Genomic DNA, 14232 nt, shown 5'->3' with positions numbered 1-14232 from the left:
CTTGCCGGCAACGGGCGGCGTCGTGGCCGTTCTCCGTGCCGGCGCGCGCCGGGAATTGGGGGTCCACTGCGATACTACCAGGCAAGCGCGAGGCAACCGCGCTTGCCCGGCCGCCAGACTCAGGCGCTTTCGAACAGCCGGGTCAGCACGAACTCGCGATGACCGAGCGCTTCCGCGGCGGTAAAGCGGCCGTTGATCGTGGCCATCATGCATTCGAGCAGTTTGTCGCCGCTCTGATCGAGGTTCTGTTCGCGCTGCAGGATGCCGGTCACATCGACGTCGATATGCTCGCCCATGGTGCGCACCGTACGCGGGTTCGCGCAGATCTTGATGACCGGCACGATCGGGTTGCCGATCACGTTGCCCTGCCCCGTCGGGAAGAAATGCACCGCGAAGCCGGACGCCGCGCACAAGGTCACCATCTCCGCCGCCGCCGACGACGAATCCATGAACCATAGACCGGAGTGCGTCGGTTCCTCGGCTTTGTCGAGCACGCCGTCCACCATGCACTTCTTGCCGATCTTCTGGATATTGCCGAGCGCCTTTTCCTCGATGGTCGTGAGGCCGCCCGCGATATTACCCTTGGTGGGTTGCGACTCGGAAAGATCGTCCGTCTTCCAGCGGTTGATCATGTCCTGATAGCGGTCGAACATGAACTGGAAGCGCTCGCGCACGCCGTCGTTGGCGCAGCGCGCTGCGACGATCTGCTCGCCGCCGGTCAACTCCGAGGTCTCGCCGAACACGAGCGTGGTGCCGAGTCCGTACAGCTTGTCGAAAGCATTGCCGACAGTCGGATTGGCGCCGCAGCCCGAGGTCGTATCCGACTCGCCGCATTTGGTGGAGACCCACAGCTCCGAGATCGGGCATTCCTCGCGATCGAGCGACGTGGCGTACTGCACCATTTCCTTGGCCGCCTTCGAAGCGCGCATGATCGTGTCGTGGTCGCCGTGCAGTTCGATGCCGAAGCCCATCACCGGCTTGCCGGTTTTCGCAATGCCGTCCACCACACGTTTGGTCCAGCCTTCCTCGATGCCGATCACGACCACCGCCGCGACATTCGGATTGCTGCCCGCGCCGATCAGCGTACGAAAGTGCAGGTCGAGGTCGGCGCCGAACTGCAGTCGCCCGTACGGATGCGGCAGCGCCATGGTGCCCTTGATGTTGTTCTCGACGGCTTGCGCCGCGGCGTTCGATAGATCGTCGACCGGCAGGATGATCACGTGGTTGCGTACGCCAACGCGGCCATTGTCGCGACGATAGCCGCGGAAAGTCGTATCCAGGTCAATCACGCTCATGGTGTATCTCTCGTTCAGGTGTGGGGGCGATTCAATTGCGGCAGTCTGTCCGGCGCGACTTACCAGCGCTTCGTCTTGATGTTGTGCACGTGGGCGTGTTCGCCGGCGCTGATCGGCGCGACCACCTTGCCGATATCGACGCCGTACTTGAACACCGTGTCGCCCACCGCCATGTCCTTGAGCGCCACCTTGTGACCGATGGGAATGTCCTGCTTGGCCGGGAAAGTCACGATCTCGTCGTCGTCCATGATCCACGCGTTGAGTTGCGTGCCCGCCTTGATGCCCTCGACGACCGCCACACCGACTGTGTCCTTCGCCTCGTGCAACACGATGTGAATCGTCTTGCGTTCGGGCGATGCGCCCGCTGCCGCGGTGCCCTTGATGTCTGCCGTGGGATTGCTCATTAGCGTCTCCGTTCGTGTATTGAATGCGGTGTCGTGCCGCCGGGGAAAGCGCAGCCAGATGCGCTGCTGTAAATCGATAGTAGGCGCCGCATCGATGGATGTCAACTAGGTCATCTATATGTGTTAAATGAGTGTTTTCCAGTAGTGTCGAGATAATCCATGTCATCTAGATGGACTAGATGAGTTTGTCGTTTAAAATCCAGGCAGGTTTAACCTTCGCGAGCGGCGTCGCGCGACTCGCGTATTTCAGAGGTTGTCATGAGCACGCTCGCCATCAATCCGCCCGCGCTGGGCGGCACGCGCTACAAAGAGGTCAAGAGCGCGATTCTCGCCGCGCTCTCGGCAGGCGAATGGAAAGGCGGCGAATGCATTCCTTCGGAGAAGCGGCTCGCCGAGCGCTTCGGCGTGTCCATCGGCACGCTGCGCAAAGCGATCGACGAACTCTGTGCCGAGAACATCCTGATCCGTCACCAGGGCCTGGGCACGTTCGTGTCCATGCATCAGCGCGACCGGCATTTTTTCCGTTTCTTCAGGATCGTGCGGCGCGACGGCGACAAGGCCTATCCCGTCGTCACGCTGGTCGATTTCAAAAAGGCCCGCGCCTCGCGCGACGTGGCGGCCGCGCTCGGCGTGGAAACCGGCGCGCGCGTATTCCAGTTCGTCAACGGCCTGGCGCTGCATGGCAAAACGGTGCTGATCGAACATATCACCGTGCCGGAGGCCCATTTTCCGGGCCTCACCGAAACGAAACTGCGCAACCGGCCGAACACGCTGTACAACTTCTATCAGGACGGCTTCGGCATCAACGTGGTCGAAACCGATGAACGCGTGAGCGTGGGTCTCGCGAGCGAACTGGAGAGCGCGCAACTCGGCGTCGAGGTCGGCGCGCCGTTGCTGGAGATCCGGCGTATCGCCTACTCGTATCACCGCAGCGTGGTCGAACTGCGTGTTTCACGGGTCAATACCGAAGAGTACGAGTACATCGGCAACCGGCCGGGCGGCAACGAAGAGAAGTAACCGCGGAACGCGCTTGCGACGTCAGATTGGCGTCAATACCGGCTCGCCCGCAAAATGCTTGCCGGGCGTTGCTCAGAAAGTTGTCGACTGAGGCGGTGATCGCTTCCGGCGAGCGGCCGCCCACGTGCGGCGTCAACACCACGTTGCGCAGTGCCAGCAAAGCCCCCGGTGGATTCGGCTCGCCCTCGTAGACGTCGAGCGCGGCGCCGGCAATCGTGCCGGCTGTAAGCGCGTGGGCGAGCGCCGCCGTGTCGAGCACGCTGCCGCGCGAGACGTTGACCACGAAGCCGTGCGGACCGAGCGCCTCGAACACCGCCTCGTCGATCAGATGACGCGTGCCCGCACCGCCCGGCGTCGCGACGATCAAAAAGTCGCTCCAGCGCGCGAGCCCTTCCGCGCTGTCGAAGTACTGATGTGGCGAGCCTTCACGCGGCTTACGGTTGTGATAGCCGATTTCCATCTCGAAGCCCGCGCCGCGGCGCGCGACCTTCTCGCCGATATTGCCGAGCCCGACAACGCCGAGGCGCTTGCCGGAGACGTTCGGGCGCATCGGCAAGGTGTCGCGCCAGACGCCCGCGCGCGTGGCCTGATCGAGTTGCGGCACGTCGCGCACCACCGCGAGCAGCAAGGCGAATGCATGATCAGCCACACAATGATCGTTGGTGCCCGCGCCGTTGACGAGCACGATACCGCGCGAGCGGGCGTGGTCGACGGCGAGGTTTTCATAGCCCGCGCCCAGCGCGCTGAGCAGTTCGAGCTGCGGCATGCGATCGATGTCCGCGGCGGCGAGCCCGGTCGTGCCGTTGGTCAGCACGGCGCGAATCGTCTTGCCGTGCGCGTCGAGCGCGGCGGCTCGTTCGGCGGCATCGGGCGCGTAGACCACTTCGAACGCCGCCTCGATCTTGGCGCGGCTTGCATCGTTGAGGTGGATCAGAACTAGCAGGGATGGCTTCATGGCGGCGCTTTTCTTGGCAACGTGGATGGACCGGACAAGTTTCAGGCCAGTGTAACAAGGCTCCAGACCGCTTGCCGGCAAGCGTCCCGAGAGCTGGATGCCCCGCCGGGCGCACCTCAAGTCGATCGGAACCGCGCCGTTATCTTGTTTGACGCCCTGACGCAAAAATGATGCGTAACTGGTCTTTCTTTTCAGCCACAGCCCAACCCGTCTTAAAATGGCGGCACTTCCGATCCTGAGAATCTCATGCTGGACATCCTCCCGCGCGGCCCTGCGCCCGCCAACGACGATTCCGAGATGTTCGAACTCGCGCCCGTCTCGCTCTGGCTCGAAGACTTCAGCGGCGTGCGCAGCTTGTTCGACGCATGGCGGGCAGACGGCGTGACCGATCTGCGCGCGCATTTCGCCGCCAATCCGGGCTGTGTCGCGCAATGCGCGCACAGCATCCGCGTCATCAAGGTGAATCAGAAGACGCTGACGCAATTCGAGGCCGCCGATTTCGAGGCGCTTACCGGCAATCTCGCCTCGGTATTCCGCGACGACATGCTCAAGACCCACCTCGAAGAGTTATGCCAGTTGTGGGCCGGGCAATCGCAGTTCACCAGCCAGACGGTCAACTACACGCTCGGCGGGCGGCGCCTCGACGTGCTGCTCAAGGGCGCCGTGCTGCCCGGCCACGAGGCGCGCTGGGACCGCGTGCTAGTGTCGGTCGAAGACATTACGGAACTGGAAGGCGCGCGGCATCGCGTGACGCTTGCCGAGCAGTATGTGCGCGGCCTGTTCGAGTATTCGCCGGTGTCGCTCTGGGTGGAGGATTTCAGCGCGGTCAAGCGTCTGCTCGACGAAGCGCGCGCAGCCGGCATCAACGATTTCCGCGTGTTCACGGACGTGCATCCCGAGTTCGTCGAACGCTGCATGCAGGAAATCCATGTGCTCGACGTGAACCAGCACACGCTCGACATGTTCGCGGCGAAAGACAAGAAAACGCTGCTCGCGCGTCTCGCCGACGTGTTCCGTGATGACATGCGTCCGCATTTCCGCGAGCAACTGGTCGACCTGTGGGACGGCAAGCTGTTCCAGCAGCGCGAAGTGCTCAACTATTCGCTCGACGGCAGCGAGGTGCACGTGCACCTGCAGTTCTCCGTCCTGCCGGGCCATGAGAAGACGTGGGATCTGGTGCTGGTGGCGCTCACGGACATCACGGCGCGCAAGAAAGCCGAAGCCTATCTCGAGTTCCTCGGCAAGCACGACGTGCTGACCAAACTGCGCAACCGCTCTTTCTACGTGGACGAACTGAACCGGCTCGAACGCAAGGGCCCGTGGCCCGTGACGATCATCATGGCCGATCTGAACGGTTTGAAACGCGTGAACGATCAGCTCGGCCACGCCGCGGGCGACGCGCTTTTGCGGCGCGCCGGCGAGGTGCTGGCCAAGGCGACTGAGACGCCGTTTCACGCGGCGCGCATCGGCGGCGACGAGTTCGCGATCCTGATGCCGGACACCGACGAGCGCGGCGGCGCCGCGATGGTCGATGCGATCAGGCAACTGGTGGAGTTGAACAATCAGTTCTATCCGGGCTCGCCGCTCAGCTTCTCGATGGGCGCGGCCACCTGCCAGCGCGGCGACCGGCTCGAAGCAGGCGTGCAGCGCGCCGATCTGCTGATGTACGAGGAAAAGCGCGCGACCTACGCGAACCAGCCCGCTGCGAACGCGTCCGACGCGGCAGGCGGCAGGCGGCTGACAAGCGCACGCGCCGGATCGCGGCGCGGCGCCGGCGCTGCGTCGGCGTGATAACCGCCATATTCCGCGTTGCAGTGGCAGCAAACGGGAAGGCCGTGCGACTGGCCGCGCCGTCAGCGGCTCGTTCAGCCCGGCAATTTGGCCGCCAGCACGTCGACCTTTTCGATAGTGGGCGGCGAGGCGAACAGTTCGCCGGCCTTCGCCATCAACGCGGCCGCCACCTTGCCGTTCAGGTGCGCGTCACGGCCGCTTTCATCCGGAAAGGCGTCGAAGATGCCGAACGTGGACGGCCCGAGCTTCAAACCGAACCACGCGACGGTGCCCGGCTCTTCCTCGACGAGCGGCAAGCCGCCAAGCAGAAACGCTTCGACCTCTTTTTCCTTGCCGGGCTTGGCTTCGAGACGAACGTACAGTGCGAGTTTGACCATGACAGAACTCCTGTTGTGAGATTCTAGCAATCGGTGTGCCTTGCAAAGCTTCGCCAGGCGTGACGAAACTTGCGGGACCGCCAGGCGATCGGAAAAGTATAGTCCGCTGCCCGTGCAGCGTCGCCACACGTGACTCGCGCCGGCCTCCGCACTCGCTAGTTTGCGCTGGCGCAGCATCCCGCGCATCGGACGCCGGCGGCCGCCACACGTCCGCTATACTCGCCGACCCTGAAGTTATCCGCGGCCCGCCGCGGTCTGGAAAGAAAATCATGTCGACAATTCCCGCCTGCCCGCAGTGCGCGATGGAAAACACCTACCCGGACGGCGACAACTACGTCTGCCCCGATTGCGCGCATGAATGGCCGACGAACGCCGCCGTGTCCGCCGACGACGCCGACGAGCCCGTGGTCAAGGACGCCAACGGCAACCCGCTGGCCGATGGCGATGCCGTCGTGCTGATCAAGGACCTGAAAGTGAAAGGCTCGTCGATCACGCTGAAAATGGGCACCAAGGTGAAGAGCATTCGCCTTGTCGGCGGCGATCATGAAGTGGACTGCAAGATGGACGCCGGCAACTTCATGTTGAAGGCCGCGTATCTGAAGAAGGTCTGAGTCTGAAACAACGGCGCTGGCCGGCACGGGCAGCACTCACGAGGAGCGACAGCCATGCTTTCCCACGTTTTCATCGGCATCAGTGATTTCGAACGTGCCTGCGGCTTTTACGACGTGCTGATGGATACGCTCGATCTGCGGCTTAAGTTCCGCGATCCCGACGCATGCTGGTCCGGCTGGATGGCGGCGGATGCGCCGCGCCCGCTGTTCGTGATCGGCAAGCCTTACGACGGCCAACCGGCGTCGGCCGGCAACGGTCAGATGATCGCCCTGCTCGCCGCCGACCGCGCCACGGTCGATCGCGCGCACGCCGCGGCGCTCGCTCACGGCGGCACGTGCGAGGGGCCGCCGGGTTTGCGTCCGCAGTATCACGCGAACTATTACGGCGCTTACTTTCGCGATCCGGACGGCAACAAGCTCTGCGTGTGCTGTCACGAGCCGCAGACCCCGGCCGTGGCGGCCAGCACTTAAGCGCCCGGAAAGCGCAACTCGAAACGCACCACGCCCGGCGCCGGACACACCACGCGCGCCGTGCCGCCATGCAGATGCATGATCGCCTTGACGATCGCGAGGCCCAGACCGCTCGATTCGGTGATCGCGCTGCGTGCCGCGTCTGCGCGATAGAAACGATCGAACAGACGGCCTAGTTGCTCGTCGGGAATCGGCGCGCCGTCGTTTTCGACCACCACGGTGGCGCCCGCTTCGTCTTGCGTGCCACGCAGACGCACCACCGTATCGCTCGCGCCGTAACGCACGGCATTGACGACCAGGTTGTTGATCGCGCGGCGGCACAGCATCGGATTGACCGATGCCACGCCTGCGGCCTCGACCACGAAGCGCATGCCGCGTTCATCGGCGAGACCTTCAAAATAGTCTGCGATCCTGACGAGTTCCTCGCGCAGATCGACCCGTTCACGCTCCACTGAAAGCGCCGCATGGTCAGCGTGCGCGAGAAACAGAATGTTTTCCGCGATATGGCTCAGGCGGCTCAGCTCCTCGAGATTCGATTCGAGCACCTGCTGATATTCGTCGGGCTCGCGGGTGCGGGCCAGCGTGACTTGCGTCTGCCCGATCAACGCGCCGACCGGTGTGCGGATCTCGTGCGCCAGATCGGCGGAGAACTGCGAGAGCCGTTGATAACCGTCGGCGAGACGGTCGAGCATGGCGTTGAACGCGTGCGTGAGCTGACGCAATTCGAGCGGCGCCGCCTCGCTGTCGAGCCGCACGGACAGGCTCGCGGGACTAATCTGCGCGGCGCGCGTGGCAATCTCGCGAACTGGACGCAACGCGCGGCGCAGCACGTACCAGGCGAGCAGCGTCGCGGCCAGCATGCCGATCAGCGTGGCCAGCACGATGCGGTTGCGGTACGCAGCCAGCATGCGCACTTCCTCCGTCATCGGGTGGCCGGCGATCACTTCGACTTCGGTGCCGTCCTCGCGCGCTTTGGCGGTGGCGATCGCCCAATGCACCGGCACACCGTTGCCCAGCTGTGTCTGGCGAATGTCGGCAACGGTCGGCAAGCGGTCCTCAACACCGGCTTGCAGCGCGGGCACCGCCACGCCCGCCGGGTTCACGTCGATGAACGGCGCCTCGCCCGGACGGCGAAACAGCAGCACGTCCTGTTCCGCGCCGAGCATGGTCTCGAACAGCAGCGGCCGGCTCTTCAATTCGCTCACTGAATAGAGATCGCGCACGATGCGGCTGAAGTGCTCGACGCGGGCGGTCAGCACCACGTCCGCGCGGCGTTGCAACGACACTTCCGCGGAGTGATAGAAATACGCGCCGAGCGTGCCGATCACCACGCACGCGATCGCCGCGAACAGCACCGTGGTGCGAGCCGTGAGCGAGCGCCCGGTCCAGAATTTCATGAGCTGTCGCCGAACGTGTAGCCGATGCTGCGCACCGTATGAATCAGCTTCTTTTCGAACGGATGGTCGATCTTGGCGCGCAGCCGCTTGATGGCCACGTCGACCACGTTGGTGTCGCTGTCGAAATTCATGTCCCACACTTCGGAGGCGATCTGCATGCGCGACAGCGCTTCGCCCTGGCGGCGCACCAGCAGATGCAACAGCATGAATTCCTTGTTGGTGAGCGGAATCTCCACGCCTTCGCGCGTCACCTTGCGGCGCAGCACGTCGAGCTTGAGGTCGGCGATTTCGAATACGTCGCTTTCGCGGATCACGCCGCGGCGCAGCAGCGTGCGGATACGCAGCACCAGCTCCGTAAATGAAAACGGCTTGACGAGATAATCGTCCGCACCGAGTTCGAGGCCGCGAATACGGTCGCTGACGTGATCGCGCGCGGTCAGGAAAATCACCGGCAAATCGCGCCGCGCGCGCAGCGCACGCATGATTTCCCAACCGTCGATACCGGGCAGCATCACGTCCAGCACCACGAGGTCGTAAGCATTTTCGAGCGCCATGTGCAGGCCGTCCGTGCCGGTGCGCGCGAGATCGACCGCATAGCCGCTCTCGCGTAAACCCTTCTTCAGGTAGTCGCCGGTTTTCGGATCGTCTTCGATGACGAGGATGCTCATGGTGCTCGGTGCTCCGATTCGGACGTCCGCTCAGCGGTTCGTTCTGGCGCTCGCTGAAACGCTGAAATGCTGGACGTGGATATGCCGGCCATTTTACGTGGCTGCCGCGCGCCATTCATGACGTTTTTGTCATCTGCCTGTCACTCGCCGGAGCCGGTCCCGGGTCTAATCTGCCCCCATCCGTCACCACCTGGAGCTGATTCATGAAGATCGTTTCCGCGCACGCGTTGCGCGCCTTCGCCGCCCCCGCGCTCGTTGCCGCTGCTTTGCTCGCCGCCGGGCCGGCTGCCCAAGCCCAGAACGCCATGCCTACCGGCGTGCGCGGCACGGTGACGTCGCTGTCGGGCGATCTGCTCAAGGTCCACACGCGCGACGGCAAGGATGTCGACGTGAAGCTCGCCAAGGACACGCCGATTCGCGGCGTCGTGCTCGCCAACGTGAACGACATCAAGCCGGACAGCTATGTCGGCACCGCCGCGATCCCGCAAGCGGACGGCACGCTGAAGGCGCTCGAAGTGCACGTGTTCCCGGCCAGCATGCGCGGCTCCGGCGAAGGCCACCGTCCGTGGGATCTGGGCGGCAACAGCTCGATGACCAACGGCACCGTGGGTTCGCTCGTGGTCAGCAACGGCCGCACGATCACCGTGAAGTACAAGGACGGTGAAAAGAAAATCGTGATTCCGCAAGACGTGCCTATCGTCGCGCTGGAACCGGGTGACCGTTCGCTGCTGGTGCCGGGCGCGAAAGTCGTGCTGTTTGCACACAAGGAAGCCGACGGCTCGATGGCCGCCAACTTCATCTCCGCGGGCGAGCATGGCGTGACGCCGCCGATGTAATACGGCGTTGCCAGCTTTTCTGTTTGCTTGAACAGCCGCGTTCTTCAATGGCGCGGCTTTCCACTTCCTGTTCGCCTCGCGACCCTTGCACCATGCCCGAACCGCAAACGCGCCTGCTCGTTCACCCGCTCGTCGTGCGAATCACGCACTGGATCAACGCATTCGCGATGGTCTGCATGGTGATGAGCGGCTGGGCCATCTATAACGCGTCGCCGTTTTTCCCGTTCAGATTTCCGGTGTGGGCGACCGTCGGCGGATGGCTAGGCGGCTCGATCGCGTGGCATTTCGCGGCGATGTGGCTGCTCTGCGCGAATGGGCTGCTGTATCTTGCGTATGGCGTCGGGCGCGGGCATTTCCGGCGCAAGCTGCTGCCGGTTCATCCGCGCGACGTGGTGCATGATGCGAGCCTCGCGCTACGCTTCAAGCTTCCGCACGATACCGGCAGATATAACGCGGTGCAACGTGCGCTATATCTGCTCGTGTTATGTCTTGGCGCGTTGCTGGTGGCATCGGGACTATCCATCTGGAAGCCGGTGCAATTCTCCTGGCTCACCGCACTATTCGGCGGCTTCGACTTCGCTCGACGCGTGCATTTCATCGCGATGGCAGGCGTAGTCGGTTTCGTGGTCGTGCATCTGGCGCTGGTGCTGCTCGTGCCGCGCACGTTGCTGCCGATGCTGACAGGGCGCGCACGGCATTCGACGCATGAAAGGAGCCAGGCATGAGCGCATCGAAATCCAACGACGACGCGCGCCGCTCCCGCATCGTACTTGCCGATCATCAGCCGCAAATCGAACGGCTGCAACGACGCCTGTTCCTGCGCTCGTCGCTCTCCATCGGCGCATTGGCAATGCTCTCGGGCTGCAACATGCAGGACGGCGATTCGGTCGACAAAGTGCTGTGGGCCATGTCGCGCTGGAACGATCGCGTGCAGGCGTGGCTGTTCGACCGCAACAAGCTCGCACCGACCTATTCGGCACGCGAAATCACCGACCCGTTCCCGTTCAATGCGTTTTATCCGGAGTTCGACGCGCCGGACATCGACGGCTCGACGTATCAACTGGAAGTGTCGGGGCTCGTGTCGGACAAGCGCAGCTGGAATCTCGATCAGCTACGCGCATTGCCGCAGGCTTCGCAGATCACGCGCCACATCTGCATTGAAGGATGGAGCGCGATCGGACAATGGCGCGGCGTGCCGTTTCGCACGTTTCTGGAGCGCATCGGCGCCGATCTGAACGCGCGCTATGTCGGCTTCAAATGCGCGGACCGCTATTACTCCAGCCTCGATATGGCAACGGCCTTGCATCCACAGACGCAGCTCACGCTCGACTTCCGCAACGAGCCGCTGCCGGCCAAGTACGGCTACCCGCTGAAGCTGCGCGTGCCGACCAAACTCGGCTTCAAGAATCCCAAGCACATCGCGGCGATCTTCGTGACCAACACAAATCCCGGCGGCTATTGGGAAGACCAGGGGTACAACTGGTTCAGCGGCTTGTAACGTGTAGCGCGGCCCGCTCGCCCGATCACACTGCGGTGACGTAACGCGCCACCGGCTTGACCACGCGCGGCGGCGGCGCATCGTAGACGGCGCGCATGCGCTTCACTTCGTCGACCGGGCTCAGCCCGAACAGACGCTTGAACTCGCGGCTGAATTGCGACGCGCTTTCATAACCCACGCGCGCCGCGGCCGCGCCCGCATTCAACCCATCCTGCACCATCAGCAAACGCGCGTGATGCAAGCGCGTGGTCTTCACGTATTGCATCGGCGAAGTGGCCGTGACGGCTTTGAACTGCGCATGAAACACGGCGAGACTCATGCCCGCTTCGGACGCGAGCGTATCGACGTCGAGTACGCCGTGGTAATCGGCATGAATTCGCCGCAGCGCTTTGGCAATGCGGCCGAAATGATTCTGATGCGTGAGCGCCGCGCGAATCGCGTCGCCCTGCTCGCCAGTCAGCACGCGATAGCAGATTTCGCGCACCACGCCGGGCGCGAGAATGCGCGCGTCGAGCGGCGACGCCAGCGCGTCCATCAGACGTTGCACCGCATTGCATAGCGCCGGGTCGAGCGGCGTCGAATAGATGCCGACGGGTTCGTGCTGCGCGGCGCCGTGCGTTTCGTTCAGCGCCATCAACAATTCGGCCACCATGGTCAGATCGACGCGCACCGAGATGGCGAGGAACGGCTCTTCCGGGCTCGCCTCGGTCTCGCATTCGAATGGCAAGGGCACTGAGAGGACCAGGTACTGCTGCGCGTCGTACTGGAACACCTGATCGCCAAGAAAGCCGCGCTTGCGGCCCTGGCAGACGATCACGATGCTCGGCTCGTACATAACCGGCATACGCGGCATGGGACTATTCGCGCGCATCAGGTTGACGCCTTCGAGACTCGTGCGCGTGAGGCCCGGGGTGGGTGCGAGCGCATCGAATAATTCGACCACGCGCTGCTGGGCGGGATCGACCGAGACGGGTTCAGCGGAACGGGTTGACATGACGGTATAGTGACGTGCGAGAGAATAATGCTTGAAATTTATCACCAAACGACCTATCGCGCTCCTCACCAGGAGTTTTAGGCAAATCTTCAAGACATTCAGGTATTCCCGGGCTCCCTCCCCGCTCCTATCATGGGAACCCTGCCGGATCATCCTTTTCCGCGCTGCGCCGGGCTCGGTTGCCAATTCCAGTTTGACGAATTTGCCAGCCACCGCCCGCGCCGTGATCCGGTTCATAACGAGGTTGGCCACATCGGCGATTTGCGTCGCCCATCGCTGGCGCCTTGCGACTTCACCCTCTTTGCTGGAGCTACCCATGAGCACGACTTATGCCTATGCAGCGACCGACGCTACCGCGCCGCTCGCCCCGTTCGAAATCCAGCGCCGCGAACTGCGCGCCCATGACGTGCAGATGGAAGTTCTGTTTTGCGGTGTGTGCCATTCCGATTTGCATCAGGCACGCAACGAATGGAAGAACACGGTGTTTCCGGTTGTGCCGGGCCATGAAATCGTCGGCCGCGTGACCGCGGTCGGGCCGAACGTGACGAAATACAAGGCGGGCGATGTGGTCGGCGTCGGCTGTCTGGTCGATTCGTGCCGCACGTGTGCGAGTTGCAAGGAAGATCTCGAACAGTATTGCGAGAACGGTTTTGTCGGCACGTATAACGGTGTCGACCGGGTTGATGGTCAGATCACTTACGGTGGCTATTCCACGCAGCTCGTCGTGGATGAAGCGTTCACGCTGCGTGTGCCGGAGAATCTCGATCCTGCTGGTGTCGCGCCGTTGCTGTGCGCGGGTATCACGACGTATTCGCCGCTGCGGACCTGGGGTGCCGGTCCTGGCAAGAAGGTCGGCATTGTTGGCCTTGGCGGGCTCGGGCATATGGGGGTGAAGCTCGCACGTGCGATGGGTGCGCATGTTGCGTTGTTCACTACGTCACCGTCGAAGATCGAAGATGCGAAGCGGTTGGGTGCGCATGAGGTGGTGATTTCGAAGAATGCCGAAGAAATGGAAGCACATTTGAATAGCTTCGATTTCATTCTGAATACCGTTGCTGCTCAGCATGATTTGAATCCGTTTTTGAATCTGCTCAAGCGGGATGGGACTATGACGCTGGTCGGTGCGCCGGAGCATGATCATCCGTCGCCGCAAGTGTTTAATCTGATTTTCAAGCGTCGCCGGCTGGCTGGGTCGCTGATCGGTGGGATTGCTGAGACGCAGGAGATGTTGGACTTCTGCGGCGAACACGGGATTACTTCCGATATTGAGGTGATTCCTATGCAGGGGATTAATGAGGCTTATGAACGGATGCTGAAGAGTGATGTTAAGTATCGGTTTGTGGTTGATTTGGATTCCTTGCGGAAGTGAGTCGGTTTTTTTAGGCTTGCGCCGTGGGTTTTTTTTGGCCTGCGGCGTGGGTTTTTTTTGTAGTCGTTTTTTCTGACTGTGTGCTTTGGGGTGTTGGCCTTTCCTTGAAATCACGGTGGTCTATTAGTGTTGCCCCTGTGCGGGGCGGCACCTACTTTCTTTGCTTGCCGCAAAGAAAGTAGGCAAAGAAAGCGGCTTCACACCGCTAATTCTTAAGCGGGTCCCTCGCGCAGTCGCGGCAGTGGTACATCTGGAATCTGTGCCCTCGCACACTCAGCCCCGGTGACAAGGCCGTCATTCTTCCGGCGGCGCTACGCGCGCCCCACGGTACTTCATTAACCCACCGGGCTTTTTCGGCGTGTCGCCGAGGCGAGGCCCCCACCACGCACAAACGAAATCATTTGTTTTAACCAGACCCTTCCGGCGAGCGCGGAGCGCGAGGCGGGAAGTATGACTGCCGTGTCACTGTGGCGGAATGTGCGAGACGACAGATTCCAGATGCACCACTGCCGTGACTGCGCGAGGGATCCGCTTATGAGCTGGCGGTGC

The 14232-nt window shown here is 62.7% G+C and carries 14 protein-coding genes and 1 pseudogene; 8 read left to right on the top strand and 7 right to left on the bottom strand.

Annotated features, from left to right (window positions below; translation table 11 throughout):
* Positions 1-119: 119 nt before the first annotated feature.
* Positions 120-1295 carry a UxaA family hydrolase gene (locus P0D73_RS36855; RefSeq protein ID WP_132382976.1) on the bottom strand — a complete coding sequence of 392 codons (1176 nt, stop codon included), beginning with the start codon at positions 1293-1295 and terminating at the stop codon, positions 120-122.
* A gap of 59 nt (positions 1296-1354) precedes the next feature.
* The gene (locus P0D73_RS36850; RefSeq protein ID WP_240975458.1) at positions 1355-1699 is read right to left on the bottom strand and encodes a UxaA family hydrolase; all 345 of its coding nucleotides are present in this window, start codon (positions 1697-1699) and stop codon (positions 1355-1357) included.
* Between the two features lie 258 nt (positions 1700-1957).
* Between P0D73_RS36850 and P0D73_RS36845 the strand changes: the two genes are divergently transcribed.
* Positions 1958-2716 (top strand): GntR family transcriptional regulator, encoded by a 759-nt coding sequence (locus P0D73_RS36845; protein ID WP_132382974.1) that lies wholly within the window; start codon positions 1958-1960, stop codon positions 2714-2716.
* Between the two features lie 21 nt (positions 2717-2737).
* On the opposite strand, the pseudogene P0D73_RS36840 reads toward P0D73_RS36845, so the two are convergent.
* A pseudogene (locus P0D73_RS36840) lies at positions 2738-3671 on the bottom strand (2-hydroxyacid dehydrogenase).
* Positions 3672-3917: 246 nt separating this feature from the next.
* Here P0D73_RS36840 and P0D73_RS36835 point away from each other — a divergent pair.
* A complete protein-coding gene (locus tag P0D73_RS36835) occupies positions 3918-5462 on the top strand; it encodes a sensor domain-containing diguanylate cyclase (protein WP_408435091.1) in 1545 nt (514 codons plus the stop codon).
* Between the two features lie 74 nt (positions 5463-5536).
* On the opposite strand, the gene P0D73_RS36830 is transcribed toward P0D73_RS36835, so the two are convergent.
* Positions 5537-5839 (bottom strand): putative quinol monooxygenase, encoded by a 303-nt coding sequence (locus P0D73_RS36830; protein WP_132382968.1) that lies wholly within the window; start codon positions 5837-5839, stop codon positions 5537-5539.
* A gap of 269 nt (positions 5840-6108) precedes the next feature.
* Between P0D73_RS36830 and P0D73_RS36825 the strand changes: the two genes are divergently transcribed.
* Positions 6109-6450: a zinc ribbon domain-containing protein YjdM gene (locus tag P0D73_RS36825; protein WP_408435089.1), complete on the top strand. Its 342-nt coding sequence runs from the start codon at positions 6109-6111 to the stop codon at positions 6448-6450.
* Between the two features lie 54 nt (positions 6451-6504).
* Positions 6505-6921, top strand: coding sequence for a VOC family protein (locus P0D73_RS36820; RefSeq protein ID WP_408435087.1), 417 nt, complete (start codon positions 6505-6507; stop codon positions 6919-6921).
* Here the strand turns inward: P0D73_RS36820 and P0D73_RS36815 are convergent.
* Both P0D73_RS36815 and P0D73_RS36810 read right to left on the bottom strand, forming a co-directional pair.
* Positions 6918-8318, bottom strand: coding sequence for a heavy metal sensor histidine kinase (locus P0D73_RS36815; RefSeq protein WP_408435085.1), 1401 nt, complete (start codon positions 8316-8318; stop codon positions 6918-6920). The two genes, P0D73_RS36820 and P0D73_RS36815, sit on opposite strands and share 4 nt — an antisense overlap.
* Positions 8315-8986 carry a heavy metal response regulator transcription factor gene (locus P0D73_RS36810; RefSeq protein WP_408435083.1) on the bottom strand — a complete coding sequence of 224 codons (672 nt, stop codon included), beginning with the start codon at positions 8984-8986 and terminating at the stop codon, positions 8315-8317. Before P0D73_RS36810 ends, P0D73_RS36815 begins: the two co-directional genes overlap by 4 nt.
* 203 nt (positions 8987-9189) lie before the next feature.
* Here P0D73_RS36810 and P0D73_RS36805 point away from each other — a divergent pair, with 203 nt between their 5' ends.
* From P0D73_RS36805 to P0D73_RS36795, 3 genes are all read left to right on the top strand, one after another.
* Positions 9190-9822, top strand: a complete 633-nt coding sequence (locus P0D73_RS36805; RefSeq protein WP_132382959.1) for a hypothetical protein — start codon at positions 9190-9192, stop codon at positions 9820-9822.
* Between the two features lie 92 nt (positions 9823-9914).
* The gene (locus P0D73_RS36800) at positions 9915-10547 is read left to right on the top strand and encodes a cytochrome b/b6 domain-containing protein (protein WP_408435081.1); all 633 of its coding nucleotides are present in this window, start codon (positions 9915-9917) and stop codon (positions 10545-10547) included.
* Positions 10544-11320, top strand: coding sequence for a molybdopterin-dependent oxidoreductase (locus P0D73_RS36795; RefSeq protein WP_408178377.1), 777 nt, complete (start codon positions 10544-10546; stop codon positions 11318-11320). The genes P0D73_RS36800 and P0D73_RS36795 overlap by 4 nt, the downstream gene beginning before the upstream one ends.
* A 25-nt stretch (positions 11321-11345) precedes the next feature.
* Here the strand turns inward: P0D73_RS36795 and P0D73_RS36790 are convergent, their stop codons facing one another.
* On the bottom strand, positions 11346-12314 hold the full coding sequence (locus tag P0D73_RS36790; RefSeq protein ID WP_408178378.1) for an AraC family transcriptional regulator: 969 nt from the start codon (positions 12312-12314) through the stop codon (positions 11346-11348).
* 316 nt (positions 12315-12630) lie between these two features.
* On the opposite strand from P0D73_RS36790, the gene P0D73_RS36785 reads away from it, so the two are divergent.
* Positions 12631-13683 (top strand): NAD(P)-dependent alcohol dehydrogenase, encoded by a 1053-nt coding sequence (locus P0D73_RS36785; protein WP_408435078.1) that lies wholly within the window; start codon positions 12631-12633, stop codon positions 13681-13683.
* The last annotated feature ends 549 nt before the right edge of the window (positions 13684-14232 follow it).

This window comes from Paraburkholderia sp. RL18-101-BIB-B (genome assembly GCF_046026985.1).
Lineage (GTDB): Bacteria > Pseudomonadota > Gammaproteobacteria > Burkholderiales > Burkholderiaceae > Paraburkholderia.
The sequence above is the reverse complement of the archived record's forward strand: the minus strand, read 5'-3'. Positions and strand labels throughout refer to the sequence as shown.